Origin of the sequence: Nesterenkonia muleiensis, from assembly GCF_003600155.1 — a bacterium.
Classification (GTDB): Bacteria; Actinomycetota; Actinomycetes; order Actinomycetales; family Micrococcaceae; genus Nesterenkonia; species Nesterenkonia muleiensis.
Window position 1 is genome coordinate 1 of sequence record NZ_QWLD01000013.1, and the last position, 22,723, is coordinate 22,723.

At 62.5% G+C, this 22,723-nt stretch carries 23 protein-coding genes; 14 read left to right on the plus strand and 9 right to left on the minus strand.

The window, feature by feature from the left end; genetic code table 11:
• Nucleotides 1-146: 146 nt before the first annotated feature.
• Together DVO78_RS03965 and relB are read right to left on the minus strand one after the other, a co-directional pair.
• Entirely contained in the window at nucleotides 147-419 is a 273-nt protein-coding gene (locus tag DVO78_RS03965) for a type II toxin-antitoxin system RelE family toxin (protein ID WP_120003522.1), read from the minus strand.
• Nucleotides 403-630, minus strand: a complete 228-nt coding sequence (gene relB, locus DVO78_RS03970) for a type II toxin-antitoxin system RelB family antitoxin (protein WP_120003523.1) — start codon at nucleotides 628-630, stop codon at nucleotides 403-405. Before relB ends, DVO78_RS03965 begins: the two co-directional genes overlap by 17 nt.
• A 189-nt stretch (nucleotides 631-819) precedes the next feature.
• Here relB and DVO78_RS17455 point away from each other — a divergent pair, with 189 nt between their 5' ends.
• The 5 genes from DVO78_RS17455 (at nucleotide 820) to DVO78_RS03995 (ending at nucleotide 5,145) form a co-directional block, all read left to right on the plus strand.
• Entirely contained in the window at nucleotides 820-1,077 is a 258-nt protein-coding gene (locus DVO78_RS17455; protein ID WP_157983858.1) for a PIN domain-containing protein, read from the plus strand.
• Nucleotides 1,078-1,099: 22 nt separating this feature from the next.
• Nucleotides 1,100-1,885 (plus strand): hypothetical protein, encoded by a 786-nt coding sequence (locus DVO78_RS03980; protein ID WP_120003525.1) that lies wholly within the window; start codon nucleotides 1,100-1,102, stop codon nucleotides 1,883-1,885.
• A gap of 16 nt (nucleotides 1,886-1,901) precedes the next feature.
• A complete protein-coding gene (locus tag DVO78_RS03985; RefSeq protein WP_157983859.1) occupies nucleotides 1,902-3,059 on the plus strand; it encodes a hypothetical protein in 1,158 nt (385 codons plus the stop codon).
• A gap of 206 nt (nucleotides 3,060-3,265) precedes the next feature.
• The gene (locus tag DVO78_RS03990; RefSeq protein ID WP_120003527.1) at nucleotides 3,266-4,069 is read left to right on the plus strand and encodes a DUF6318 family protein; all 804 of its coding nucleotides are present in this window, start codon (nucleotides 3,266-3,268) and stop codon (nucleotides 4,067-4,069) included.
• A 458-nt stretch (nucleotides 4,070-4,527) separates the two neighbouring features.
• Entirely contained in the window at nucleotides 4,528-5,145 is a 618-nt protein-coding gene (locus DVO78_RS03995; protein ID WP_157983860.1) for a hypothetical protein, read from the plus strand.
• A gap of 109 nt (nucleotides 5,146-5,254) precedes the next feature.
• Here DVO78_RS03995 and DVO78_RS04000 read toward each other — a convergent pair whose 3' ends face one another.
• The 5 genes from DVO78_RS04000 to DVO78_RS04020 all read right to left on the minus strand — a co-directional run bounded on the left by DVO78_RS04000 (nucleotide 5,255) and on the right by DVO78_RS04020 (nucleotide 11,583).
• Nucleotides 5,255-5,644, minus strand: coding sequence for a YtxH domain-containing protein (locus DVO78_RS04000; RefSeq protein WP_120003529.1), 390 nt, complete (start codon nucleotides 5,642-5,644; stop codon nucleotides 5,255-5,257).
• Between the two features lie 134 nt (nucleotides 5,645-5,778).
• A complete protein-coding gene (locus DVO78_RS04005; RefSeq protein WP_120003530.1) occupies nucleotides 5,779-6,975 on the minus strand; it encodes a CynX/NimT family MFS transporter in 1,197 nt (398 codons plus the stop codon).
• Between the two features lie 41 nt (nucleotides 6,976-7,016).
• On the minus strand, nucleotides 7,017-9,557 hold the full coding sequence (locus DVO78_RS04010) for an HAD-IC family P-type ATPase (RefSeq protein ID WP_120003531.1): 2,541 nt from the start codon (nucleotides 9,555-9,557) through the stop codon (nucleotides 7,017-7,019).
• A 37-nt stretch (nucleotides 9,558-9,594) separates the two neighbouring features.
• Nucleotides 9,595-10,698, minus strand: coding sequence for a hypothetical protein (locus DVO78_RS04015; protein ID WP_120003532.1), 1,104 nt, complete (start codon nucleotides 10,696-10,698; stop codon nucleotides 9,595-9,597).
• Between the two features lie 84 nt (nucleotides 10,699-10,782).
• On the minus strand, nucleotides 10,783-11,583 hold the full coding sequence (locus DVO78_RS04020; protein ID WP_120003533.1) for a DeoR family transcriptional regulator: 801 nt from the start codon (nucleotides 11,581-11,583) through the stop codon (nucleotides 10,783-10,785).
• Nucleotides 11,584-11,765: 182 nt separating this feature from the next.
• On the opposite strand from DVO78_RS04020, the gene DVO78_RS04025 reads away from it, so the two are divergent.
• The 7 genes from DVO78_RS04025 (at nucleotide 11,766) to DVO78_RS04055 (ending at nucleotide 18,444) form a co-directional block, all read left to right on the plus strand.
• Nucleotides 11,766-12,770 carry a zinc-dependent alcohol dehydrogenase gene (locus DVO78_RS04025; RefSeq protein ID WP_162301561.1) on the plus strand — a complete coding sequence of 335 codons (1,005 nt, stop codon included), beginning with the start codon at nucleotides 11,766-11,768 and terminating at the stop codon, nucleotides 12,768-12,770.
• An 80-nt stretch (nucleotides 12,771-12,850) separates the two neighbouring features.
• Entirely contained in the window at nucleotides 12,851-13,315 is a 465-nt protein-coding gene (locus tag DVO78_RS04030) for a TRAP transporter small permease (protein WP_157983861.1), read from the plus strand.
• Entirely contained in the window at nucleotides 13,315-14,574 is a 1,260-nt protein-coding gene (locus DVO78_RS04035; RefSeq protein ID WP_120003536.1) for a TRAP transporter large permease, read from the plus strand. Before DVO78_RS04030 ends, DVO78_RS04035 begins: the two co-directional genes overlap by 1 nt.
• A gap of 72 nt (nucleotides 14,575-14,646) precedes the next feature.
• Nucleotides 14,647-15,639 (plus strand): TRAP transporter substrate-binding protein, encoded by a 993-nt coding sequence (locus tag DVO78_RS04040; protein ID WP_120003537.1) that lies wholly within the window; start codon nucleotides 14,647-14,649, stop codon nucleotides 15,637-15,639.
• A gap of 101 nt (nucleotides 15,640-15,740) precedes the next feature.
• The gene (otnK, locus tag DVO78_RS04045; RefSeq protein WP_120003538.1) at nucleotides 15,741-17,012 is read left to right on the plus strand and encodes a 3-oxo-tetronate kinase; all 1,272 of its coding nucleotides are present in this window, start codon (nucleotides 15,741-15,743) and stop codon (nucleotides 17,010-17,012) included.
• Between the two features lie 29 nt (nucleotides 17,013-17,041).
• Nucleotides 17,042-17,827: a hydroxypyruvate isomerase family protein gene (locus tag DVO78_RS04050; protein WP_274380732.1), complete on the plus strand. Its 786-nt coding sequence runs from the start codon at nucleotides 17,042-17,044 to the stop codon at nucleotides 17,825-17,827.
• Entirely contained in the window at nucleotides 17,818-18,444 is a 627-nt protein-coding gene (locus DVO78_RS04055; protein WP_238385131.1) for a class II aldolase/adducin family protein, read from the plus strand. Before DVO78_RS04050 ends, DVO78_RS04055 begins: the two co-directional genes overlap by 10 nt.
• Here the strand turns inward: DVO78_RS04055 and dcd are convergent.
• Nucleotides 18,437-19,015 carry a dCTP deaminase gene (dcd, locus tag DVO78_RS04060; protein WP_120003541.1) on the minus strand — a complete coding sequence of 193 codons (579 nt, stop codon included), beginning with the start codon at nucleotides 19,013-19,015 and terminating at the stop codon, nucleotides 18,437-18,439. The genes DVO78_RS04055 and dcd overlap by 8 nt on opposite strands.
• A gap of 132 nt (nucleotides 19,016-19,147) precedes the next feature.
• Between dcd and DVO78_RS04065 the strand changes: the two genes are divergently transcribed.
• Both DVO78_RS04065 and DVO78_RS04070 read left to right on the plus strand, forming a co-directional pair.
• Complete coding sequence (locus DVO78_RS04065; RefSeq protein WP_120003542.1) at nucleotides 19,148-19,993, plus strand: hypothetical protein; 846 nt, start codon at nucleotides 19,148-19,150, stop codon at nucleotides 19,991-19,993.
• Nucleotides 19,994-20,204: 211 nt separating this feature from the next.
• A complete protein-coding gene (locus DVO78_RS04070; protein ID WP_120003543.1) occupies nucleotides 20,205-21,167 on the plus strand; it encodes an AEC family transporter in 963 nt (320 codons plus the stop codon).
• Here the strand turns inward: DVO78_RS04070 and DVO78_RS04075 are convergent.
• A complete protein-coding gene (locus DVO78_RS04075; RefSeq protein WP_120003544.1) occupies nucleotides 21,164-22,618 on the minus strand; it encodes an MFS transporter in 1,455 nt (484 codons plus the stop codon). The two genes, DVO78_RS04070 and DVO78_RS04075, sit on opposite strands and share 4 nt — an antisense overlap.
• Nucleotides 22,619-22,723: the final 105 nt, after the last annotated feature.

Consider the following 22,723-nt stretch of genomic DNA (forward strand, 5'->3'; position numbering starts at 1 on the left):
GGGTGGGGAGGTAGCCGTGGGATTTCATGGTGTGGTGTCTGCGGCATAGTGCCCAGATGTTGGTTGCGCCAGCGTCCGCGCCGCTGCCTCCAGCTCGCGGGCGACCTCCAGCTGTCGGTGCTGTTCGTTGATTGCCATGAGGGTTCCTAGTCGCCGTAGACGTTGCGGCGTGGGCCTGCTTTGAGTGCGAAGATCACCAGGCGGTCCTGCTGGATGTCGGCAATGACGCGGTATCCGCCGCCGATGCGGTAGGACCACAGCCCTTTGAGGTTGCCGGTCATGGGCTTAGCCGTGGCGGTGGGATCTTCGAGTTCGGCAGCTTCTTCGAGCTTGGCGATCATGCGGCGGACGATCTGGCGGTCCGGGTCTTTCTTGAACGCTTGGAGGACATTGGGCGTGTACTCAATCGTCCAGGCCAAGCTCTGCCTTCATTTCCTCGTGAGAGATGGTCTTGAGCCGTCCGGCGCGCTGGTCCTCCACATCTTTGAGGATGGAGTACTCCCACTCGATGCGGTCGATTTCCCGCTCGATCATCTGGTTGATGTAGAAGCTCTGAGGTCTGCCGGTAGTGGTCGCCAGCTTCTTGATGCGGTCCTCAAGGTCGCCCTTGAGGCGGATGGTTGTGGGCATCTCGCCACCTCCTGAATACCTGTATTCCGTGTATTCATTCTCTCATAGTCTGAGGTGCCTGCCTACCTCTCTGGCGGGCTTGTTCAGGGGTGGTCAGGTGGTTATCCACTTGGGTTGGTCAGGTTGGTCACCGTGGTATTACCGCCATGACGCTAGCTGAACTCGCAGTGGGCCCGATGGTTGCTCACAATGGCCAGGAACGAGCACTGCGCCTGGCCCACCTCCAGCGGGCCGAGTCTGCTTTTTGACCCGATGCCGTTCGACGCCGCCGCAGCCCGGGCTTTCGCCCCGATCGCCGCTGGGCTCCGAGCGTCGGGTAAGAAGCGTGCTGCGCGCGCCCACGACACACTGACCGCTGCAATGGCCATTTCACGAGGCCTGCCCCTTTATACCCACAATCCAGACGACTTCAGCGCCATCAGCGGATTGGATCTGAGATCAGTCTGATCTCGCATATCCTTGAGGGGTTATGTCCGCTGAAAGCTCCGACTCCCCGGTGACCGCTGCTTCAGCCACGGTTGCCCCTCCACTGCCGGCCGCCCAGGCGCTTGCGGCCCACGTTGACACCCTCCGGCAGGCGCGGGGCCCCGGTGCCGCTGCGCGGACAGAAGCGCCGCTGAGCGACTCCCAGCTGTTGGCTCACGCCCTGGCGTCGAGGCGAATCTCCGCCAAGCGAATCACCGAGGGCCGGTGGGTGTTCGAGTTCCAGGGCAATGTGATCGGCGGATTCGCCAACCGGGTGACCACACTGGTCAGCGCCCACTCCCGCCGCCTGCTGCGGAACCGCAGACACCTCATTGCCCACCTGGACCTCATGGAGGTTCCGCACGCCCTTGAGCACGAAGACGCCGCCGAAGAGTTCCAGCCCCCGCTGCCCCTGGAGCTGGAACCGCCCGCCAGAGACAATGACCATGCGGCGGTTCTCCAGGCCTACTGTGTCGGTAAACAAGCAGTCAGCGTGATCGCCGTCGTCCCCAACCCGGAGGTGGCTCAGAAGAACCAGACGGTCGATGTGACCGGCAGAGTTGCTGATGATATCGCTCAGCTGGCCGTTGACGGGCTGCGTGCGGTGCCGGGGCTGCTGGCCGGGGCGGTGAATCTCTGGGTGAAGTCGCTGGACACTGCCGAGGGCGGCGTCGTGATCGGGATCGATGAGTCGGCCAGCCTGGTGCCGCACCACTACCCCGGGCTGGGGCCGGGGCGTCCGGTGGCAGACGCGGTGGCGGAACATATTCTCTTCACCGCAGCCCTGTAAGACTATTGTGAACACCATGGCCGAGACCTACTTTCCCGCAGCTGAAGGCAGCGCCCGCCGCCGCGCAGGCGCCCCGCCGCCTCCCCCTGCGTCCTCGGCAGAACGCCCCAGCGTCGCCCTGGGGGAGGACCCATCGGTGACTTCTCGGTTCATCGCGGAGCAGGTGGAGCCGCAGTATCAGGCGCTGCGCCGGTGGAGCTCGACCATGCCGCATGATGAGCTCCTGCAGCGCGCAGCTCGCCGCCGCCGAATGACCATCAAGAAGATCACCGACTCCAACCAGCTGTTCTTTCTCTCCGGGGTACTGGTGGGCGGCATGGATGGGGTGATTACCTCGCTGGTGAGTCACCAGGCCAGGCGAGTTTCCCGCTCCAAAGCGATGACCAAGCGCTACTTGAACTCCGCGGAGGTCCCCACGCCCAAGGGCAAGGCGATCAACCCCACCGACTTCTCCCGTGCAGTGAAGTACATGAAGGCCCTGGGCAAGCAGGTGGCGGTCAAGCCTTCCGCGGGCCGCGCGGCGAAGGGCATCTCGGTCAAGGTCACCCGTGAGGCAGAGCTTCGCAGGGCGTGGCAGGCAGCGATGGCGGCGCGCTCGGCCACCTCCGAATCCCGGTACCTGATCATGATCGAGGAGTATGCACCGGGCCTGGATGTGCGCTGCTATGTGGTGGGCGGCGAGGTGGTCGGTGCCGTGGTCCGGCTGCCGCTCTACGTGGTCGGCGATGGTGTCTCCACAGTCGGAAGCCTGGCGGATGCGGAGATTGCCCGCCGCCGGCCCAATGAATACCTCAAGCCGCGCCAGCCCGAGGTGACCGATGCGTTCCTGGCACCGATGGCGGTCACCCGCGATACGGTGCTTTCGGCAGGCACGCTGCAGTACCTGACGCCGATCGCAGACACTGCCCGTGGAGGCGGCATCGCGGTGGATGTGTTGGACCTGCTCGGCGATGAGCTCAAGGATCTGGCGGTGGACGGACTCTGGGCGATTCCCGGCCTGGGTGCGGCTGCGGTGGACCTGCTGGTCCCGGACCTCGGCAGTGCTGATGAGGCGGTGGTGCTGGAGGTCAATCCGTATGCCAACATCATGCAGTTCCATTACCCCAGCTACGGGCAACCGCGGAAGGTCAACGACGCGATCATGGAGGAAATCCTGGAGCGCGCTTCCCGGTAGGCGGGGTCACACTCCGGTGTCGCCGGAAGCGGCGTCGGACAACTTATCCACAGATTTCGACCGGGGCCTGGTGCCAGGGTCCGAGTCTGGTTAGTGTATGTGACACAGTTCTTAGCTGAGGTTGGGGGCTGTGGCGTACGGAATAGCTGCGGTGATGCCGTGAGGGGCCGGCCGTGCCGCGCAACAGGGCGAACGGATAAAGGGCTGTGACTGATAAGAGAGTACTGGGGACTCTGCTGGCTGTGGTGGTGGCTGCCAGCGCGGCGGGCTGTGCCGGAGGCGCCGGGGCCGATGACGCTCAACAACCGACTGTTGTGGAGTCTCTTCCCGCTGCGGGGGCGGACGACGGCGCCCCGGGCGGCGGTCAGGAGAACGGGGGACCTGCGGAGGTCGGTTCGGAGAAGCAGGACGCAGAGGAACCAGGCACGGAGCCGACTCCGGTCCCGGCTTCATCCGACGGTCCGGCCCAGAATTGGCCAGTTCCTGAGCCTCCAGAGGAAATCTACGAACCCACCGAGGAAGGCGCCGAGGCGCTGATCCAGCACTGGTTTGACGCACGTCACTACGCCAGAGTCACCGGAGACACAGAGCCCCTGGAGTACTTTTCTCACGAGGAGTGCGTGCTGTGCCAATCCCATCTCGAAAGACTTGATGAGGTGTTCAGCAACGATGGTTGGTACGTCAGTGACCCCGATGATGTTGGAGATACGTACCTTCGGATGGAGTCGGAGACTGTGGCTACCGGACTCCTCGCGCTGCACGAGTCCGACTTCGAGTCGTTCTGGGAAGGTGCTTCCTACGGGGTTACGGAGGCTGAAACTGCGGGTGCGCATCAGTTTCGCGCAGTCCACGAAGACGGACGCTGGCGGGTCGCAGGCATGAGTTTAATCGGTGAATACGGTGCTCAGACGGTCGATCGACGTGAGAGCAACGGAGATGGACTTCGCGAGCCAGAGTCCGCCATCCACACGAACAAGGCTGAAAATCCACAGGAGGACGGTGCCGACTAATGAGCATATCTGAGGCGATGCTCGGGGCGACTCTTCTTTACGGAGGACTGGTAGTTGCTGCATCTGACGAGCAATCTGGGCATGATTTCACGATAGGTTTCGGTGACTATGCGGTCGAAATAGACTTGCAGATTCGGCACCCTGGAACAGAACTGACTGATCTAAATGAGGTCCCAGGCGATGCAGGGGCACTTTTCGATGAGTCGTCTGGTGGGGATTCTCCTGAGGGTGACGGAGCCCAAGCAGATTATGAAAGTGACGAGGCCCAAAGTTCGTTGTACTGCATAGGAGATAACGGCGAAACTGACCTCGATTGCCTGGAATTCTCTTCTGCAGTCACGAACCCATCGACCGGTGAAAGCTGTGTTCTTTTCCAGGATCCTAACGTCCTTGGTGCGCCCGCGTGCCTCGACGATCTGCCTGCGCCGGAGGTGGAGCAGGCGCTGATTGAGGAGTCTGTGGCCGCTGCTGAGTCGCAGTGGGAGCAGATCTTGATTCAGATGCCTGGAGAAGTCGAGCAGACTTTCGCCACGCTCCCCATTGACGGGGGTCAGGTCTCCTTCGAAGAGGAGCTGCGCGGTTTCGGCTATATCAACCGGCACACCAATGTCTTCGTGGACACAGAGCCGCAGACCTTCACCGAAACCCTGCTCGGCATCGAGGTGGAGGTCCGGGCCATACCCGTGGAGCATGTCTTCGACTACGGTGACGGCACGGTTCGCGCCCTCCATGAGCCGGGGGGACCGGCATCAGCTCTCGGCAACTTTGGAGACACCGGCACGCCTGCGGACATCGAGACCCCCACCTCCCACGTGTATCAAGACACTGGTGTTTACCCCGTGGAGGTCACCACCACGTTCATCGGGGAGTACCGGCTTCCGGGCGGAGCTTGGATGCCAGTCAGTGGCTCAACCGATGTGCCCGCCAGCCCAGGGGAGGCGGACATCTGGCGGATCGACCACCGCCACGTCTCCGAAGAATGCCAGCAGTCAGACCATTGGGGATGCTCTGGCCCGGTCGAGCTGGAGCCTGGCGACCAGCCTCCTAGGATCTTCGCTGACCAATACGACGAATGAGACCGCCATATCGGCCCTGAGCCAAGGGCGGGGCAGAAACACCGCGGGTTTGGGCGACAGCGCGGGATATACCCCGCTGCGTTGTTCACAACGCGCTCTGGAAGTGCGGTTAGGGCTTGGCGCCGCCCTCGTTGGTCCAGTCGTCAGTCCCCTTGTGATCGGTGGACGTGAACTCCCCGGCCTTCTCCTCCACGATGTCCTCAGCCTCGTCGACCACGTCTGCGACTGCCTCCTCCGCCTCTTCGGCCTTTTCGGACGCTTTCTTCACCGCATCAGAAGCAGCCGCTGCCGCCTTCTTGGCACCTTCGGCCACATCGTGGCTGACCTTGGTGGCAGTGTCAGTCGCCTTCGAGACGAAGTCCTGCACGTCCTCGCGCTCCCAGGTTTCCTGCGCGGTCCTCTTGACGTTCTCGATGCGGGCGTCAACCTTGTCTCGGCCGGTCTTGGTGCCGATCAGGTATCCGATGGCAACTCCGGCGCCCAGTGAAACCAATCCCATGATGTGCTCCTGTCCTTGAGGTGTAGCTGGTTACTCCCAACCTAACCGGGCATGCTCCAGCTGTCACGGGGGTGATGCCCCTATTCGTCCCTGAGATGGCCCTGATTTTCGTTGCGCGAAACCTAGGGAGAGAATCACCTCAGCTGTACCGACCGGCCCGCGAAGTGCCCACAGACCCCCTGGCACACGGCCAGTACGACGGCGCACCAGAGCACCACATCCCACGAACCCGCCCCCTGATACAGCGCACCGGCGAGCACCGGCCCCGTTGCCGCCAACAGATAGCCCACGCCCTGGGCCATGCCGGAGAGCTTGCCCACTTGGCGGGGAGTCCCCGCGCGCAGGGTGATGAAGGCCAGCCCCAGCAGCAACGAGCACCCGGTGGAGATACCGGCGCACAGCGCCCAGAGCGGCATCAGCTCGGGTGCGAAGATGATCCCGGTCAGGGCCAGCAGCATGAACCCGCACACCACCGCGGAGATCCCGCGTTGGTCGGCCGTGTTCTGCATGATGCGCCCGACGATCAGACTTGCGACCACACCCACCGCCTGGAAGGTGCCCAGCCACAGCCCCGCGGTGGCCTCATTGATGCCGTGTGAAGTCTGAATAGCCGGAAACCAGGTCAGCAGAGTGTAGAACAGGGTGGACTGCAGAGCGAAGAACAGGGTGACCTGCCAAGCCAAGGGCTGGCCCCACACCGTGGTGGGCAGCCCGCCGCCAGACAGCGTAGCCTGGCTGGCCGGGGTCCGGTCTGCCGCCGGAGCCTTCCGCATTGACCAGGCGGCGGCCGCCAGGAGGGCGAACGCCGCCGGTGCGGCGAAGGTCAGCTGCCAGCCCAGCGCGTCGGCCACCGGGACCGCCGTGCCGGAGAACACTGCGGCCGCGCCGACCAGCGCTGCGGTGTACACCCCGGTCATCAGCGGAACACGGTCCGGGAAGTCTCGTTTGATCACTGCCGGAACCAGCACGTTTCCCACACCGATCGCTGCGGAGAGCAGCGCTGTACCCGCGTACAGTGCGACTGCCTGTGGGAGCAGCTCGGTCCCCGGTGCAGAACGGAGCAGCGAACCAGCGGACAGGACCAGCAGCGAGATCAGGATGGTGCGCTCCAGCCCGAAGCGCCGGCTGAACAGATGGACCACCGGGGAGACCACGCCGAAGGCCACAATCGGCACAGAGCCCAGTGCGCCCAAGGCCATCGGGCTCAGCCCGGTGTCGGTTCCCAGCCGCTCGATCAGCGGGCCGACCACAGTGATGGCCGGCCTCAGGTTGGCCGAAACCAGCAGGACTGTTGCCAGCAGCATCAAGCTGCTGGTGGAGCGGGAGGGCATAGGTTACACCTTAGGGGATATTTCGCAATGCGGAATCTGTGTCAGGAGGCAGGTGCGGCGTCGTCTTTCTCCGGTCGCTCCACCAGGGCCAGGTACCCGCGGTGTCCCAGCTCCACCAGCCCGCAGCCCAGCAGGGCGGCCACGAACGTGGCGGCCAGCAGTTCGGCACCGGGCAGGGCGAAGAGGTGGTAGCGCTGGGAGATCGGCACTAACAGCACCAGGCCCAGCAGGAGATACATGGAACTGACCAGCGCCATCCTGGGGACCGTCAGCGGGCGCAGCGCGGTGTTGAGCACCCACAGGCCCACCAGCGATAAGCAGATGAAGCTGGCGGTCTGGATCTCTGCGGCGCCGCTTTCGAACCGGCGGCCGAAGGCCGAGACCACGATCAGACTGATTGCAATGGCCAGCGACGGCGGAATGGCGAACAGGGCCGAGCGCTTGAGGAACCCCCGCCGATAGCGCTGAACATTGGGCATGATGGCCAGCACGAACGCCGGGAAGCCGAGCATGATGAAATCAGCGGAGGAGAATTGGCGCGGTAAAAACGGAAAGGTCCAGAACGCCAGGGCGAAGAACAGGCCAAGGATGATCGCATATGCGGTCTTGGCCAGGAACAGATTGGCCAGCCGCTCAGTATTGGCAATGACTCGCCGGCCCTCGGCCAGCACCGCCGGAAGCCTGGAGAACTTGCCGTCCAGCAGCACCATCCGGCTCACCGCCTTGGTGGCCGGAGCCCCGGAGCCCATAGCGATGCCCAGATCAGCCTTCTTCACGGCCAGCGCGTCGTTGATGCCGTCACCGGTCATCGCCACCACATGACCGTTGGCCTGCAGCGCCTGGACCATCGCAGCCTTCTGCTGAGGCGAGACGCGGCCGAATACGTGGTGAGTGGCCACCGCTGAGCGCAGCACCTCCGGATCTTCGGCGAGGGTGGAGGCGTCGATGCCGTCGCCGTCGAACTCCATTCCCATCTCCCGGGCCACCGCAGCCACGGTCTTCGGATTGTCCCCGGAGATGACCTTGAGGCTGACCTGCTGCTCACGGAAGTAATCCAGCGTGGAGGCCGCATCACGGCGAACATTCTCCTTGAACGTGACCAGGGCAACGGGGCGCAGCCCACCCGGAAGGGCCTCACCGGTGTCCTGGGCAGCGCCGTCGAACGGAGCCCAGCCCAGCAGAAGCGTGCGCAGGCCCTGTGCGGCGATACCGTCAGTGTGCCGCAGCAGCTGGTCCACATCGATCTCCGGGGAGACCGGGGCCTCGCGGAGGATCTCCGGGGCACCGAGCACCCAGTGCCCGGCCAACGGACCGGCGTGCGGCTCGAAAGTGACCGAGGACCAGCGGCGGGCCGAGGAGAACGGCACCTCAGAGGCCGGCCGGTATGCCGGCAGGGAGGTGAAAGGCACAGTGAGCGCCGCGGCGGTGGGGTTGGCGGCCTCGCCGTGGCCGAAGTGGGCCAACACCTGCTGCCAAGGCTTGGCCCGGCCCGCCTCGGCGGCCTGCGGGCCGGTGCTTGGTTCCCAGCCTACCGGCAGCCCGGCCCGGTCCACTGCGGTGGAACCGTGGAAGACAACCGTGCCGTCGGTGAGGGTCCCGGTCTTGTCCAGGCAGACCACATCCACCCGTGCCAAGATCTCCACGGCCGGCTGTTCCTGGATCAGCACCTGCTGGCGGGCCAATGTCACCGCCGCCGCAGCGAAGGCGATAGTCGTCATCAGCGCCAGGCCCTGGGGGACCATGGCGGTCACCGAGGCCACAGCGGTGACCAGGGCCTCACGCCACTGACCGGACTCCCAGGCGGTGCGCCAGCCACCGTGGGCGTGCATCTGGCCGTTGAAGACCACAGCGGTGATCGGGATCAGCACGATCGAAAGCCAGAACGCGATGCGCTCCAGGGCACGGCGGATCTCCGAGTTGATCTTCAGGAACTTTTTGGCCTCAGTGGTGAGTTTGACCGCATGCGCCTTCTCCCCGACGGCGGTGACCACGAAGCGGCCGGACCCGGCCAGCACAGCGGTGCCGGAGAGAATGGGGTCGCCGCGGTGTTTGGACACCGGCACCGACTCACCGGTGAGCATGGACTCGTCAATGTCCAGGTCTTGGGCAGAGAGCACGACGCCGTCCGCTGGGACCTGGTCGCCGGGACGCAGCTCCACCACATCGTCGAGTACCACCTGCTCCCGGTGGATCTGGAGAATCATTGCGTCACGCAGGACCCGGATGTAGTCCTGGTGGAGGAACGCGATGGCGTCCAGCTTCCGCTTGGCCGAATACTCCTGAACCAGCCCGATGATCACATTGCCGACTGCGGCGATCGCGAAGAGCAGGTCCAGCCACCGGCCCAGGAGAATGATGATCAGCGCGCAGATCCCGATGATGAGGTTGAACAGGGTCATCAAGTGGGTGCGCAGGATCTCAGCGATGGAGCGGGAGGTGGTGTGGGGCTGGACATTGGCCAGCTTGAGCTTCAGCCGCTCGGAGACCTGAACCGAGTTCAGACCTTTGGACTCGAGGACGGCCGGATCAGGCGCAGACCGCAGCTCCGCGGGATCGCGGTCCTCGGTCCTTGTTTTAGCCACAACAGGTAAGTCTAAGGTGTGTGCTCCGCTGCCGGGACTACTCGGAGCCGGCCACTGAGACCACCAGGTCCTCGCCGCTGGCCCCGACCTGCACATCCAGGCTGAAGGGCACATCCTCTGTCTCGGTCAGCTGCTCACCGGTGTGAAAGTGGCGGGCCTCAAAGCTGACCTCAGCCACCAGATCCTCAGAGCTGACCTGCCAGCCCTCGGCGTCGAAGCTCAGCTCGAACGCCTCAGGCTCGGGGAAGGTCCAGTCGATGGTGTCGGCATCCACCTGATGGCTGGTCGAGGTACCCACCGGGCAGCCGCTTGGCATGAGCACCTGCTGGTCACACTCCTCGAAGTACTCAGTCAGTTCCTCATGCAGCAGCTGGGTGGCGTCCTCGGAGGCCTCCAGCTCCATGGTCACCAGCTCGGCCGGAGCATCGGAGTCCTCGGCAGCGGTGACCACATGGCTGACTGCTCCGGTCAGCCACTGGGATTCGATGCTGATCTCGGCCACCGTCGGGACAAAGGCTGAAAGCCGGGCGGTCTCCGCATCGAGGTTAACCGGCTCACCGTTGATCTCGATCTGTCCGATCCCGCCCTGAGGGGCACCGGGCACCTCCACCTGGAACCAGGTGAGCCCCGCTGGAGAGATCTCCCAGTTGTCGAAAAACCCCCAGGTGGTCCCAGAGTGGGTCAGCGGCAGCTCGGTGGTGTATTCCTCCTCTGCGGAGGTGAAGCTCAGTTGGGCGCCGTCGCCAGTTTCCGTGATGTCGGGAGATTCAATGAGCTCGGCGGAGCGGGTCAAGGGGTCACCGGTGAGCAGCAGGTGGTCGACCTGCGGCTCCTCGGCGAAGTCTGGCAAGGCGGAGAAGTGTCCGAGTGCCTGACTGCCCTCGCCTTCAGCCAGCGAGTCCCAGTAGGACTGCGCGGTGGCCTCCGGGGCGTAAAGGTGCTCGTTGACCTGCCAGACGGCGAACACGGCGGCCGCGACGGCCGCCACCAGCCCCAACGCCCAGAGAGCCGCAGCCCGGTAGCCGGGCCGTTGGCCAGCCTCTTGATCGGGTGCCGAATGCTCGTCGAGGAAGTCCCGGTTTTCATCGGCAGAGGCCGAGAGGTCCGGAACACGGCGGTGCTGGGGCGGAGGACTTGTCACCCGAATAGATTACCCGTTTGCTGCCATACCGATCTATCAGCACGATCTGCACCCCCAGCGCCTCGCACAAGAGGGGTGAGTCTCCTACGTGGAGAGCGGTTGGGAACTGCTCTGCGCAGAAGTCCTAACTGCTCTAATATCAATTCCTTTCTCCCGTATTGCGTAGAGTGTGGACTCTGGAAGGCCCGCATCGGAGATGATCTGATCGAAGCTTTGGAGTGAGGAGACACGAAAGGTGCCGAACGTGCCGTACTTGGCACTGCTGGCGACGAGTACGCTCAGCGAAGCTGCCCTCATGGCAGCGCGCTTAACGGTCACTTTCATCTCAGAGGGTGTGGTGGAGCCGCGGCCGAGGTCCCATGAGCTGGTAGAGATGAACGCCGTGTCCAGGTTGAACTCAGCAACGGATGCAGCTGCTAGATCCCCGATCGAGGAGCGATTCTCACGGTCAATGCGCCCTCCGACGTGATACAGCTCCACGCTGGGGTGGTCCACGAGAAGTCCAGCTGTGGTGATGTCGTTCGTCACCACAGTCAGATCCTGGACATCCCAAATCAGCGGAACGATCTGCCCCAGGGTGGTCCCGGCGTCCAGATAGATCGTCTGTCCTGGGGTGATGAGCTCGGCTGCAGCTGCGGCCATTGCCCGTTTATTGTCAAGATCTGTGACAGATTTGTCCAGGAATGATGGTTCACTGTGAAGCCTTTCTGCGAGTTTCACACCACTTGGAACTGAATAGACGCGCCCTTGCTGCTCCAGAGCCGCAATGTCCCGGCGCACAGTCATATGGGAGACGCCGAGGATCGGGCAGAGCTCACGAATGCTGAGGACTCCCTTATGGCGCAACTCACGCAAGAGGGCTTCTCTGCGCTCCTCAGGAATCATTCCGCCCTTTCGCTCGTCTTCGTGACCACCATAGTAGCCATTTCGTTGTTCGGATTCTGCACTTGCCTGTGATTCACATCATATAGTATTGTGTGAAATTATCACATAGAGGTGTTCATTTATGAGATGGACGACTTCTGTTGCCATCACATCGAGAAGTCTTGGAGGCATCAATGAGAGCTATGCGGTTCGACAACGACGGCACTGCTGCCGTTGTGGACATCCCCGCACCTGTACCCGGACCTCGGGAGGTGGTCGTCAAAGTACTGTCCACTGGCGCGTGTGGATCAGACCTTGCTGCCCTCCGTGGGACACATCCCTTCCGGTTTCCTCCTCTCATCTCCGGCCACGAGGCCGGTGGCATCATCGAGAAGGTCGGAGCCGAGGTGAAAGATCTTCGGCCTGGGGTCCGAGTGGCCATCGAGCCGCAGAAGCCGTGCCAGGACTGCGAGCTGTGTACGGCGGGGAACTACCATGTCTGCCCGCAAAAGCAGATGCTCGGCATCACGGAATGGGACGGCTCCTTCGCAGAGTACGTCAAGGTGCCTGATTACGCGATCGTGCCAGTCTCTGATGACATCCCCGACTACGCTCTGGCCGTGGTTGAGCCCTTAGCTGTCGCTGCCCACGCTGTACGTCAAGTGAGTCGGGTGCAGAACGGCGATCGGCTCTCTCGCCATCTGGTTCTTGGCGGTGGAACAATCGGCGGTCTCATCACCGCAGTGCTGCAACACCAGCATTCTGGTGAGGTCGTGGTGGTGGAGCCCCGCGAGTACGTTGCGGAGATACTCCGCAAGCTCGGGGCCACAGACGTCCGGAGCCCTGAAGATCCCTGGGGTGAGGATGAGCGCTTCGATGCAGTCTTTATCGCAGCTGGTGTGCCCGAGCTGATTGCTACCGGCATTGCTCGCGTGCGTTCTGGCGGCACCGTGGTCCAGGTCGCGGTCTTCAACAAGGACGTCCCGGTTCCCGTCGGTGAACTGCAGGTGCGGGAGATTACCTTCACTGGCACCGCCATGTACACCCGTGAAGACTTCATCACCGCCTCCGAGATGCTGACCCTCAATCCTGCGATCGCGGAGTCGATCATCACCACCAGAGTCACTCTTGAGGAAGGGGCCCGGCTCATCACACGGATGGCTGCCGAAGGACCCGGCAAAATCATCAAACTGATTATGGAGCCGTGATGCGTCTTCTTACACTGACTCTAGACTGGCTGGAAAAGCTCCTTGCCGTCATTGCTGTCACGGCGCTAGCGCTAATGAGCTTGTCACTCATTTTTCAAGTGATCATGCGCTACGTCTTCGACCGGCCCACCGTCTGGTCTGAGGAGTTCGCTACTCTGAGTTTCGTCGCTCTCGTGATGGCCGCTATCCCCATCGCGCTGCGCAGACATGAGCATATTGCCCTGGAGTTCCTGCTCAACAAGACTCCGCTGGCGATCCGCACAGTCCTCAACGTCGTGGTCGCCCTGCTGACCATCGGGACGTTTGCACTTCTGGCCTACCTCGCGTGGGGCCTGCTGCCTTCGGCAGAACGGCAATTGCTCACCGGTATCACTTTGGCAGTCGGCTTCGATGTCAAGCTCTCCTGGATGTATGCCACCGTACCTGTCGGATTCACCTGTGCCGTCATCTTCGGCGTCGAAAACATGATCAAGGGTCGGCAGAAGGCAGAAGAGGCAGAGGTCCTCAGTCTCGACGATGTTACGAATATCAGAGGAGCAGTCTGATGCCAGCAGTACTTGGCGGCGGGCTCATAGTCCTTCTCATCATCGGTGTCCCTATCGGTATCGCCATCGGGCTGACGTCCATCATCAGTCTGGTGATGTTCACTGACGTCCCACTGGAAATCGCAGCGCAACGACTGATTTCCGGAGTCCGGTCTTTTCCACTGCTGGCGATCCCACTATTCATACTGGCCGGAAGCATTATGAATGCTGGCGGTGTGACCCAGAGGCTCATTGACTTCGCCTATGCCCTCATCGGTCAGATGCGCGGTGCTTTGGCCGGAGTCACAGTGATTACCAATATGATTTTCGGCGGCATCTCCGGCTCCGCGGTGGCTGACGCTTCCTCCGTGGGCCGATTGCTGATCCCTCAGATGCTCAAGCGAGGGTACCCGGCAGGCATGGCTGCCTCAGTCTCCTCGACGGCGTCGACCATCGCCCTTATTCTGCCGCCCAGCATCACCATGATCATCTACGGGGTGACAGCGGAGGTTTCCATCTCCGCTCTTTTCTTCCACGGTCTCTACATCGGGCTGGGTTTCGGCTTGGTCTACATCCTCACCGGGTACATCGTTGCCCGCGTCATGAAGTTACCGTCGGAGAAGCGTGCTAGTGCCAAAGAACTCTGGGTCTCGTTCCGGCGAGCTGCACCTGCGCTGCTCATTCCGGTGGCTGTGCTTGGAGGTATTCGGCTGGGGATATTCACGGCCACCGAAGGCGGAGCTGTTGCAGTGGCAATCGCTCTGTTCTTGGGCCTGGTGGTCTACCGAGAGCTGACCCCGACAACGGTCCACAAAGCCCTGCACGACTCCGCGATTCTGGTGGCGGCCATCATGCTGATCATCGCCATGTCCCAGATCTACTCCTGGGCGCTGACCACAGGCGGGGTTGCCCAGACCATCACTGATGCGGTCTTGGGAATCACCACAGAGATGATCGCCATTCTGTTACTGGTCAACGTGCTGCTCTTGCTGGTCGGAACGGTGGTAGAGGGTAACGCCGCAATCATCCTGTTCACCCCCATCCTCTTGCCTATCGTGACATCGGTAGGCGTGGATCCTGTCCACTTCGGGTTGATCATCGTCATCAACCTGGCCATCGGCCTGATCACTCCACCAGCAGGCATCTGCTTGCTCATCGGGTGCAAGATCGCCGGCATACCCATGGAGAAGTCCCTTCGAGATCTCCTCCCGTGGCTGTTGGTATCCATCGCCCTGCTTCTCACTGTGACCTACACCCCGCTGATCTTCGGGTGGTACTGAGACTCTGAGCGCCGCCGAAGAGACTCGTCATCTTTCTAGAAAACACACAGAGATTCCTCAAGGAGGAGAATCATGAACCACAAAATTCTGACAGGCCTCGCCTGTACCTCGGCTCTGACGCTGGCCCTCACCGGCTGTGGAAATGGAGAAGGAGGGGGCGACGATGGCGCTGCATTGAGCCTCTCTCTCGGCCACTCCTACGGTGTGGACAGTCTCCAAGACCGCGCAGCCAAGGAGTTAGCAGAAAACGTTGCTGATCGCACTGACGGCCGGCTCGAGATTTCTGTGTATCCTGCCTCGCAACTGGGCAGCTGGGAGGAGATGCAGGAAGGCCTCGAGGTTGGCAGTGTCGACCTCGTGATCGAGTCTGTCGGTTCCTTGGAACGGTATACGGATCTTGCTGCCATCGAAGGCATTCCTTTCCTTTACGCCGACGAGGAGCACTTCTTCGAGGTCTGGGACGGGCCACTTGGTGAGGAGATCATTGAGGCTATCCGTGATGACTCAGGGTTCCTGCTCCTTGGCGACATGTACCGTGGACCGCGAGTTCTCAACTCCATTCGCCCGGTCGAAGAACTCAGCGACCTTTCGGGGCTGCGCCTGCGGGTTCCCACGCAGCAGACCTACATCGATACGTGGGAAGCGCTCGGGGCCAGCCCGACTCCGCTTGCGCTCAACGAGGTCTTTTCCGCCATTGAGCAGGGAGCGATCGCCGGTCAGGAGAACCCCATTGACGTCGTGCGCTTCAACTCCTTCTACGAGGTGGCACCGTATGTGACCAACACCAACCATCTCTACGGGAACTTCCACTTCCAGGTGTGGGGAGACACCTACGACAGCTGGGATGAAGAGCTCCGCGAGGTGCTGGATGAGGAGATCGCCGCGATCTCCGAGTGGTACCGAGGGCAGTCAGTCGACGAGCAGGAGGAGAATATCTCCTACCTCGAGGATGAGGGTGTGGAGTTCTTCGACATCGACTATGTCGAGTGGCAGACGCCGACGGACGGTATCGCCGACGAGGCCGACCCGCAAGTCCAGGAATGGGTGGAGCAGATTCTCCACTGATTCCGCCACTGAACAAGCATTCTGGGTGCTCCGGTGCAGAACACAGCTTCTGTGCTGGAGCACCCAACCCGGTTCATCAGGTCAAAGAGAGGTCAGGACGTATGGTACTTCCGATTGGTGTGATTGCTGATGACTTCACCGGAGCGACAGATATAGCAAGTTTCATCGTCGAATCAGGTCTGCGCACTGTACAGCTGAACAACCCCGAGTCGCTGCCGGAGGAGTTGGCAACTGACGTTGTGGTGATCAGTCTCAAGACGCGCTCCATTCCGGTGGAAGATGCGATACAGCAGAGCCTGAAGGCGTTGGAACTCCTTCAGCAGGCTGGTGCCGAACGGGTGATTTTCAAATACTGTTCCACTTTCGACAGCACGCCTCAGGGCAATATTGGGCCTGTCACTGACGCGCTGTTGGAGAAGCTTGACGACAAGTTCACCGTAGTAGTGCCGTCCCTGCCGGTTAACGGACGCACCGTCTACCGCGGTCACCTCTTTGTCCATGAGCAGTTGCTTCAGGATTCCAGCATGCGCCATCATCCTGTGACCCCCATGACAGACTCAAGCCTGGTCCGTCTCATGGAGGCGCAGAGTTCTGGAGCGGCCACGGTTATTTCCTTTGAGGTGGTAGAAAAAGGTGAGGAGGCCGTGCGGGCTGCTCTGGAGGATGCCCGTCGTGGCGGCATCCGGTACGCGGTGATCGACGCGATGACGGATCAGCACCTGGAGATCATCGGCGCAGCGGTGCAGCACCTCAGACTGGTGACTGGCGGCTCCGGTCTGGGATTCGGCATGGCCCAAGCATTGTCAGAACACACGACCGCACAGCAAGGAAATGCCGCCGAGTGGGAGTTCTTGGACGGGCCGGGGGTGGTGCTGTCTGGTTCATGTTCGGAGATGACCAATGCGCAGGTGTGCTTCTACCGAGAGGTCGCGCCTGCTCATGAGATCACTCCCCACCGGCTCTTCTGGGATGCCGAAGCTTACCGCGACCAAGTTGTGGAATGGGTACTCGCCAACAACCGCCACGAGGCACCTCTGGTTTACGCCACAGCGCCAGCAGAGAAAGTCAGGCAGTTACAAGCCGAGTTTGGCGCGGAGCCGCTGTCAGAGGCGATAGAGAGTTTCTTCGGATCAGTTGCTGCAGAGTTGCGCAAGCACGGCGTTCAGCGTTTCATCGCTGCGGGAGGAGAAACCTCCGGCGCGGTGACCCAGGCCCTTGGCATCCCTGGATTCCAGGTAGGGCCGCAGATCGCCCCGGGAGTGCCTTGGACCAGAAGCCTGGACGGGACACTGGATCTTGCTCTGAAGTCAGGCAACTTCGGCAGTGCCGACTTCTTCTCCATCGCAGAGCAAATGGCCGTGGGGGCACGCTGATGCGAGGTTTCGCAGCGAACATTAGCACCATGTTCACCGAACTGCCGTTTCTTAAGAGGTTCCAGGCGGCAGCTTCGGCAGGGTTCTCTGGAGTGGAATGCATGTTCCCCTATGGACACGATGCCTCCGTGCTGGCTCATGCCCGGGAAGATGCCGGGGTCCAGCATGTGCTGATCAACGCTCCCGTGGGGTCAACTGGTGCTACCCATTGGGGATATGCGGCACTGCCCGGCTCTGATGCCGACTATGAGAGGAGTCTGCAGCATGCTGTGGAATATGCCCAGACCCTGGGGTGCCCTCGAATCCACGTGATGGCAGGAGTGACCGATGGCGGCAGCGAGGCCGAGACACGCTATATCCGTCGGCTCCAGCACGCCGGAAGCTATGCGGCCGAATTCGGCATTGACATCCTCATAGAGCCGATCAATACCTTTGATGTTCCCGGATACTTTCTCAGCGACGTTCCCCGGGCACTCTTGATGCTCGAGAAGATCGATCACCCGCATGTGAAGCTGCAGCTGGACATCTACCACGTCCAGATCATGACAGGCGGCCTGACCAGGTTGATTGAGATGGCCGCACCCGTTACTGGACATGTACAGATCGCAGCAGTTCCTGCACGCGATGAACCCTGCGAAGGAGAGATTCATTACCCCTACATATTCACCCTGCTGGACGCCGTTGGATACAACGGCTGGGTCGGGTGTGAATACCGCCCCAAGGCATCCACTGAGGTCGGGCTTGACTGGTTCGAACCATACAGGAGAGGAACAACAGGTGTTATGAACGAGAGAAATTCAGGAGGATGCCGGTAGTGGCAGATGAGCAGACTCTGCGTCAGCAGATCGTCGAATTGGGAACCAGCTTGTTCCAACGCGGGTTTTCTGTGGGAAGCGCAGGCAACATCAGTGCTCGTATTGATGGAGGATACCTGATGACACCCACGAACTCATCCCTGGGGCGCCTGCGTGCTGATGCGCTTTCCGTGCTGAACGAAAAGTGGGAACATGTGGCAGGGCCCAGGCCCTCAAAAGAGGTGGTCATGCATCGTGCGACGTATCAGGCGCGTCCTGCGACTGCTGCAGTGGTGCATCTACACTCGACATACGTCACAGCGCTCAGCTGTCTCAACGGCGAAGCCGCCATACCTCCCCTGACACCGTATTTCATTATGCGCTTGGGCCGGGAGGTGCCCACGGTCCCCTACTACAAGCCAGGATCCGCGGAAATACTCGCCGATATCCTCGACGCGGCGGGCCGGGGGCCGGCGATCATTTTGGCCAATCACGGCTCGATCGTGGCAGGCTCATCACTGGAGGATGCGGTCAACGGTGCCGAGGAGCTGGAAGTCTCAGCCCAATTGGCCTTTCTGGCGGACGGTCGGGATGTCCGCCCCCTGGCCGAAGCTGAAATTCAGGAGCTCCTCAGCTGATCACAGTCCGGTGGAAGTTCTCGTGGCTGCGGCTTGCGGTGGGGCCGCGCTGACCCTGGTAGCGGGACTGGTGCGCCTTCGATCCATACCCCTTGGAGGCCGGGGAGGTCAGCCGGAAGAAGCACAGCTGACCGATCTTCGAACCCGGCCAGAGCTTGATCGGCAGGGTGGCCATATTGGACAGCTCCAAGGTGACCTGACCGGAGAAGCCTGGGTCGATGAACCCGGCCGTGGAATGGGTCAGCAGGCCCAGGCGGCCCAGTGAGGATTTGCCCTCCAGGCGGGCGGCGACGTCGTCGGGCAGGGTGACGGTCTCATAGGTGGCCCCGAGCACGAACTCACCCGGATGCAGCACAAAGGGCTCCTCGGGGTCGGCCTCCACCAGGCGGGTGAGGTCCGGCTGCTCCACCGAGGGGTCGATGTGTGCGTATTTGTGGTTGTCGAACAGCCGGAACATCCGCTCCAGGCGCACATCCACGCTGGAGGGCTGGATCATTGAGTCATCCAGCGGGTCCAGCTGAATGCGGCCGGAGTCCAGCTCGGCGCGAATGTCATTGTCAGAAAGCAGCACGGACCTAAATTACCAGCATGTCCAGCTGGTTGTGATGGGACAGGGCAGATGTCACGGAAGAAGAAGCGGTCACGCGGGAATCCCGTGAAGAGCTCCAGACCCATAGGCAGCCCAGCCAAGAGGATTGACCAGGTGATCAGCGCCTGTGAACGGTGGCTCAGTGAAGGGAACAACACCACCGGCGGGGAGGCGGACCAGGGCATCGCTGAGAGGCACCGGGATTTGGCGGAAATCAGGCTGGTCACCGGGGTGGAGGACTTCCTGGACTGGCTCGGGGAGGGCCGGCACTGTTCTCCCGAGGGCGGGCTGCAGCGCAAAGACATCGCCCCTGTTGCGGCGATGATCGGCCTGAGCGTCAAGGGCACACACACCAAGCACGACGACGCCGGCCACCGCGTTGACCTGCCCGCTCTGGATCGGCTCTTTGATGACGACGTGTCAGCACCGCCTCGGCAGCACCCGGTCATGAGCATGTGGGAGGTGCCGGAGCTGACTGCCTGGTGGCAGGCGATGCAAGCTGTGGGCATCTTCTCCCGCAGCGGAACGCGGGTGCTGCCCGATCAGGGTGCTGAGCTCTTGCGCTCTACCGACGAGCTTGAGGTCTTGGACATCCAGCAGGAGTTCCTGGCCGTCTTCGTCGAGAGGTTCTTCGCGGCCGAGGCTGAGCCCTTCCAACGCGATGACTTCTTCAGAAGCCTCGCGCCGCCGACCATCGCCGCGGCGGCGGCAGAACTGGTCGCTGCACTGTCCCGGGAGGAAGGGGAGCAGCAGCCCCAGCCCAGTGTTCAACAGCATGCCGGGCTCTTTGGTCTTCGGGCACGTATGCTGCTGAGACGTCTGGCTGATGTGGGGCTGCTGCGCGGCCAGGAGAGCGCTTACAGTGTTCCGCCCGGCCTGCGGCAAGCCATCGTGCAAGGGGTGCTCATGACGCGTGATGGGCATCTCGCGGAGGCTGATGAGGATGACGCTGAGGAATAGCTCCGGCAGGAATCCTTGAAAGTCGCATTGCTCGGAGCGGACACCTCCCTGCCGTGTGCACGTTCGGCTGTGCTGAATACTCAGGAGCCGCTTTACTGGGAGACCGCACCGGTGCACTGAGCGCATGCGCGTCGGCGTGCAGGCGTATTGTGGGGGAGGGGCTGAACCCAGGGCCCGGCAAGAAATCAGATACCCGCGGGAGGAGATGCCTATGGCGGCGGTGCTGTCCGGTTTCGCCGTGGTCTGGCTGATCATCGCGGTGGGCTATGTGCTGGGCAGGATCGGTGTCCTGGGCCCCGAGGCCCGGGTGGTGCTGTCCCGGGTGGCGTTCTTCGTGGCCTCGCCGTGCCTGCTGTTCATCACCATCTCTGGCTCCCCGATCCGCGAAGTGCTGGGTCCGCAGTTCGCCGTCGCCGCACTGAGCGCCTTCACCATGCTGGGGCTGTTCCTGCTGCTGGGCCGGTTCCTGCTGCTGCGGGGGCGCTCCGCAGCTGACCTGGTCATGGGCGGCATGAGCGCCTCGCTGGTCAACAGTGCGAACCTCGGCTTCCCGATCGCCGCCTATGTGCTGGGCGACATCAGCCTGGCCGCACCAGTGGTGATGTTCCAGCTGGCGCTCTACACCCCCATCTACGTGGGTCTGCTGGACCAGCTGAGCGCCCGGAAGGGCACGACGCAGCGGGTGCGCCCCCGTGCCCGCACCGAAGTGCTGCGCCGGCTCGCCCAGACACTGGTCAACCCGATGATCGTCGGGTCCGCGCTGGGTCTGCTGTTCTCCTGGCGCAGCTGGGAGCTTCCGGAGCAGCTTCATGAGTCGGTGGAGCTGCTGGCCGGGGCCTCCATCCCGCTGATGCTGCTGGCCTTCGGGCTTTCGCTGGTAGGCGCCCGTCCCCTCAACAAGGCGTCGGGGCGGCGTCGTGATGTGCTGATCGCCGCGGTGATCAAACTGCTGATCCACCCGCTGCTGGCCTATGTGATCGCGGCATTCCTGTTCAGGCTCGACGGGGTGATGCTGCTGGCCGCGGTGGTGCTGGCCTCGCTGCCCACCGCACAGAACGTGCTGGTGGCCGCCGTGCGCTACAGCACCGGCGAGACCATTGCCCGCGACACCGTGCTGGTCACCACCATCCTGGGCATCCCCTCGATGGCTGTGGTCGCTGTGCTGCTGGCCTAACCGCTGAGCCGGTGCTCACGCATCTTGGCCGGCCCCTCCGGATCCTTGACCTTCAGCAGCAGAAGCAGCCCACAGATCAGCACCACGACGATGCCGACGATCAGCGCCTTGTCGGCATCCTCGATCTCAGCCTCCCGGCCCAGCATCACCGTCAGCAGGATCGCTGAGATTCCAGAGGTGAGGAAGCCGACCGAGCGGCCGGCGGTGGCGTAGAGCCCGAAGAGCTCGGCGGCCCGGTCCGGCGGGGCCAGCCGGCCCAGGAACGCGCGCGAGGAAGCCTGGGCAGGGCCGACGAACAGACACAGCGCCAGACCGAACACCCAGAACGCCGCCGTGGGAGTGACGGTGAGGCCCAACAGCTCACGTTCGACGTCGAAGAAATACATCACCACCCCCAGGACCACCAGTGAGGTCACCGAGAAGCGGATCACCGCCCGAGGGCCGAAAAGGTCGTCCAGGAATCCGCCGGCGATCGCGCCGGCTGCGGCCACCACGTTCCCGGCGATGCCGAAGAGCAGGATGTCAGCACTGGTGAACCCGTAGATGGTCACCCCCAGGATAGCCCCATAGGTGAACACCGCTGAGAGTCCGTCACGGTAGACGGCGGAGGACAGCAGGAACCAGAAGGTGTTCCGGTCCTCCTTCCACAGGCCGATGATCACCCGGACCAGGCGGCGGTAGGACTCGGCGATACTGACTTTTTCCGAAACATTGGCCTGATCGGCGGTGCGCACCTTGGTCAGCAGCAGCGGCAGCGACCAGATCAGGAACCAGACCGCGCCGACCACCGCGACCAGGCGAATATTGAAGGCCTCGTCGGTGGGCAGGCCCAGCAGTCCTCCCTCGCCGGCGACCATCCCGAAATAGGCGATGGCCAGCAGGAAGATCCCGCCCAGGTAGCCTGCGCCCCACCCGATTCCGGACACCCGGCCCATGCGCCGATGGTCGGAGATGTCGGTGATCATCGCGTTGTAGTTCAGGCTGGCGAACTCGTCGAACAGCGTCATGGTGGCCATCAGGGTCACCCCCAGCAGCAGGTAGCCGGTGTCCGGCTTGACGAAGAAGTGTGATGCGCACAGGACGATCACCAGCAGGGTGTTGACCCTCAGCCACAGCTGGCGCCTCCCGGCCTTGTCCGCGCGCTGGCCGATCACCGGGGCGGTGAGCGCGATGATGACTCCTGCGATGAGGTTCGCTGTGGTCAGGTACTGTGAACCCTGTCCGCCCGGGCCCACGGCGTCGGCGATGTAAGTGCCGAAGACAAAGGTGACCATCAGCGCTGAGACCGTGGAGCTGCCCCAGCTCCACAGGCTCCACTTGACGATCAGCGATTTGTTCAGCGGCGCAGTGCTGGTCCCGGCGGCGGGCGCAGGTCCCGCTCGCCTCTCGGCGGACTCGCGTCCGCCTTCGCGCCCTAAAGGGGCTCCATCGGCTGCTGAGGCGCGGCTCATGAAGCGAATCGTACCCCGGGCCTGTTAACATGGAGGGAACCTCCAGGAACATGGCCTAACTTTTGCCTTCTGCACCGGCCGCGTGCAAGGTAGTGCTTCGACCGT

Excerpts from the sequence above, each read along its gene's own strand:
- relB (WP_120003523.1), bottom strand. The coding sequence starts at position 630 with ATGCCCACAACCATCCGCCTCAAGGGCGACCTTGAGGACCGCATCAAG.
- DVO78_RS17455 (WP_157983858.1), top strand. The coding sequence starts at position 820 with ATGGCCAGGAACGAGCACTGCGCCTGGCCCACCTCCAGCGGGCCGAGT.
- DVO78_RS03980 (WP_120003525.1), top strand. The coding sequence starts at position 1,100 with ATGTCCGCTGAAAGCTCCGACTCCCCGGTGACCGCTGCTTCAGCCACG.
- DVO78_RS03985 (WP_157983859.1), top strand. The coding sequence starts at position 1,902 with ATGGCCGAGACCTACTTTCCCGCAGCTGAAGGCAGCGCCCGCCGCCGC.
- DVO78_RS04000 (WP_120003529.1), bottom strand. The coding sequence starts at position 5,644 with ATGGGATTGGTTTCACTGGGCGCCGGAGTTGCCATCGGATACCTGATC.
- DVO78_RS04005 (WP_120003530.1), bottom strand. The coding sequence starts at position 6,975 with ATGCCCTCCCGCTCCACCAGCAGCTTGATGCTGCTGGCAACAGTCCTG.
- DVO78_RS04020 (WP_120003533.1), bottom strand. The coding sequence starts at position 11,583 with ATGATTCCTGAGGAGCGCAGAGAAGCCCTCTTGCGTGAGTTGCGCCAT.
- DVO78_RS04025 (WP_162301561.1), top strand. The coding sequence starts at position 11,766 with ATGCGGTTCGACAACGACGGCACTGCTGCCGTTGTGGACATCCCCGCA.
- DVO78_RS04035 (WP_120003536.1), top strand. The coding sequence starts at position 13,315 with ATGCCAGCAGTACTTGGCGGCGGGCTCATAGTCCTTCTCATCATCGGT.
- DVO78_RS04040 (WP_120003537.1), top strand. The coding sequence starts at position 14,647 with ATGAACCACAAAATTCTGACAGGCCTCGCCTGTACCTCGGCTCTGACG.
- otnK (WP_120003538.1), top strand. The coding sequence starts at position 15,741 with ATGGTACTTCCGATTGGTGTGATTGCTGATGACTTCACCGGAGCGACA.
- DVO78_RS04050 (WP_274380732.1), top strand. The coding sequence starts at position 17,042 with ATGTTCACCGAACTGCCGTTTCTTAAGAGGTTCCAGGCGGCAGCTTCG.
- DVO78_RS04055 (WP_238385131.1), top strand. The coding sequence starts at position 17,818 with ATGCCGGTAGTGGCAGATGAGCAGACTCTGCGTCAGCAGATCGTCGAA.
- DVO78_RS04070 (WP_120003543.1), top strand. The coding sequence starts at position 20,205 with ATGGCGGCGGTGCTGTCCGGTTTCGCCGTGGTCTGGCTGATCATCGCG.
- DVO78_RS04075 (WP_120003544.1), bottom strand. The coding sequence starts at position 22,618 with ATGAGCCGCGCCTCAGCAGCCGATGGAGCCCCTTTAGGGCGCGAAGGC.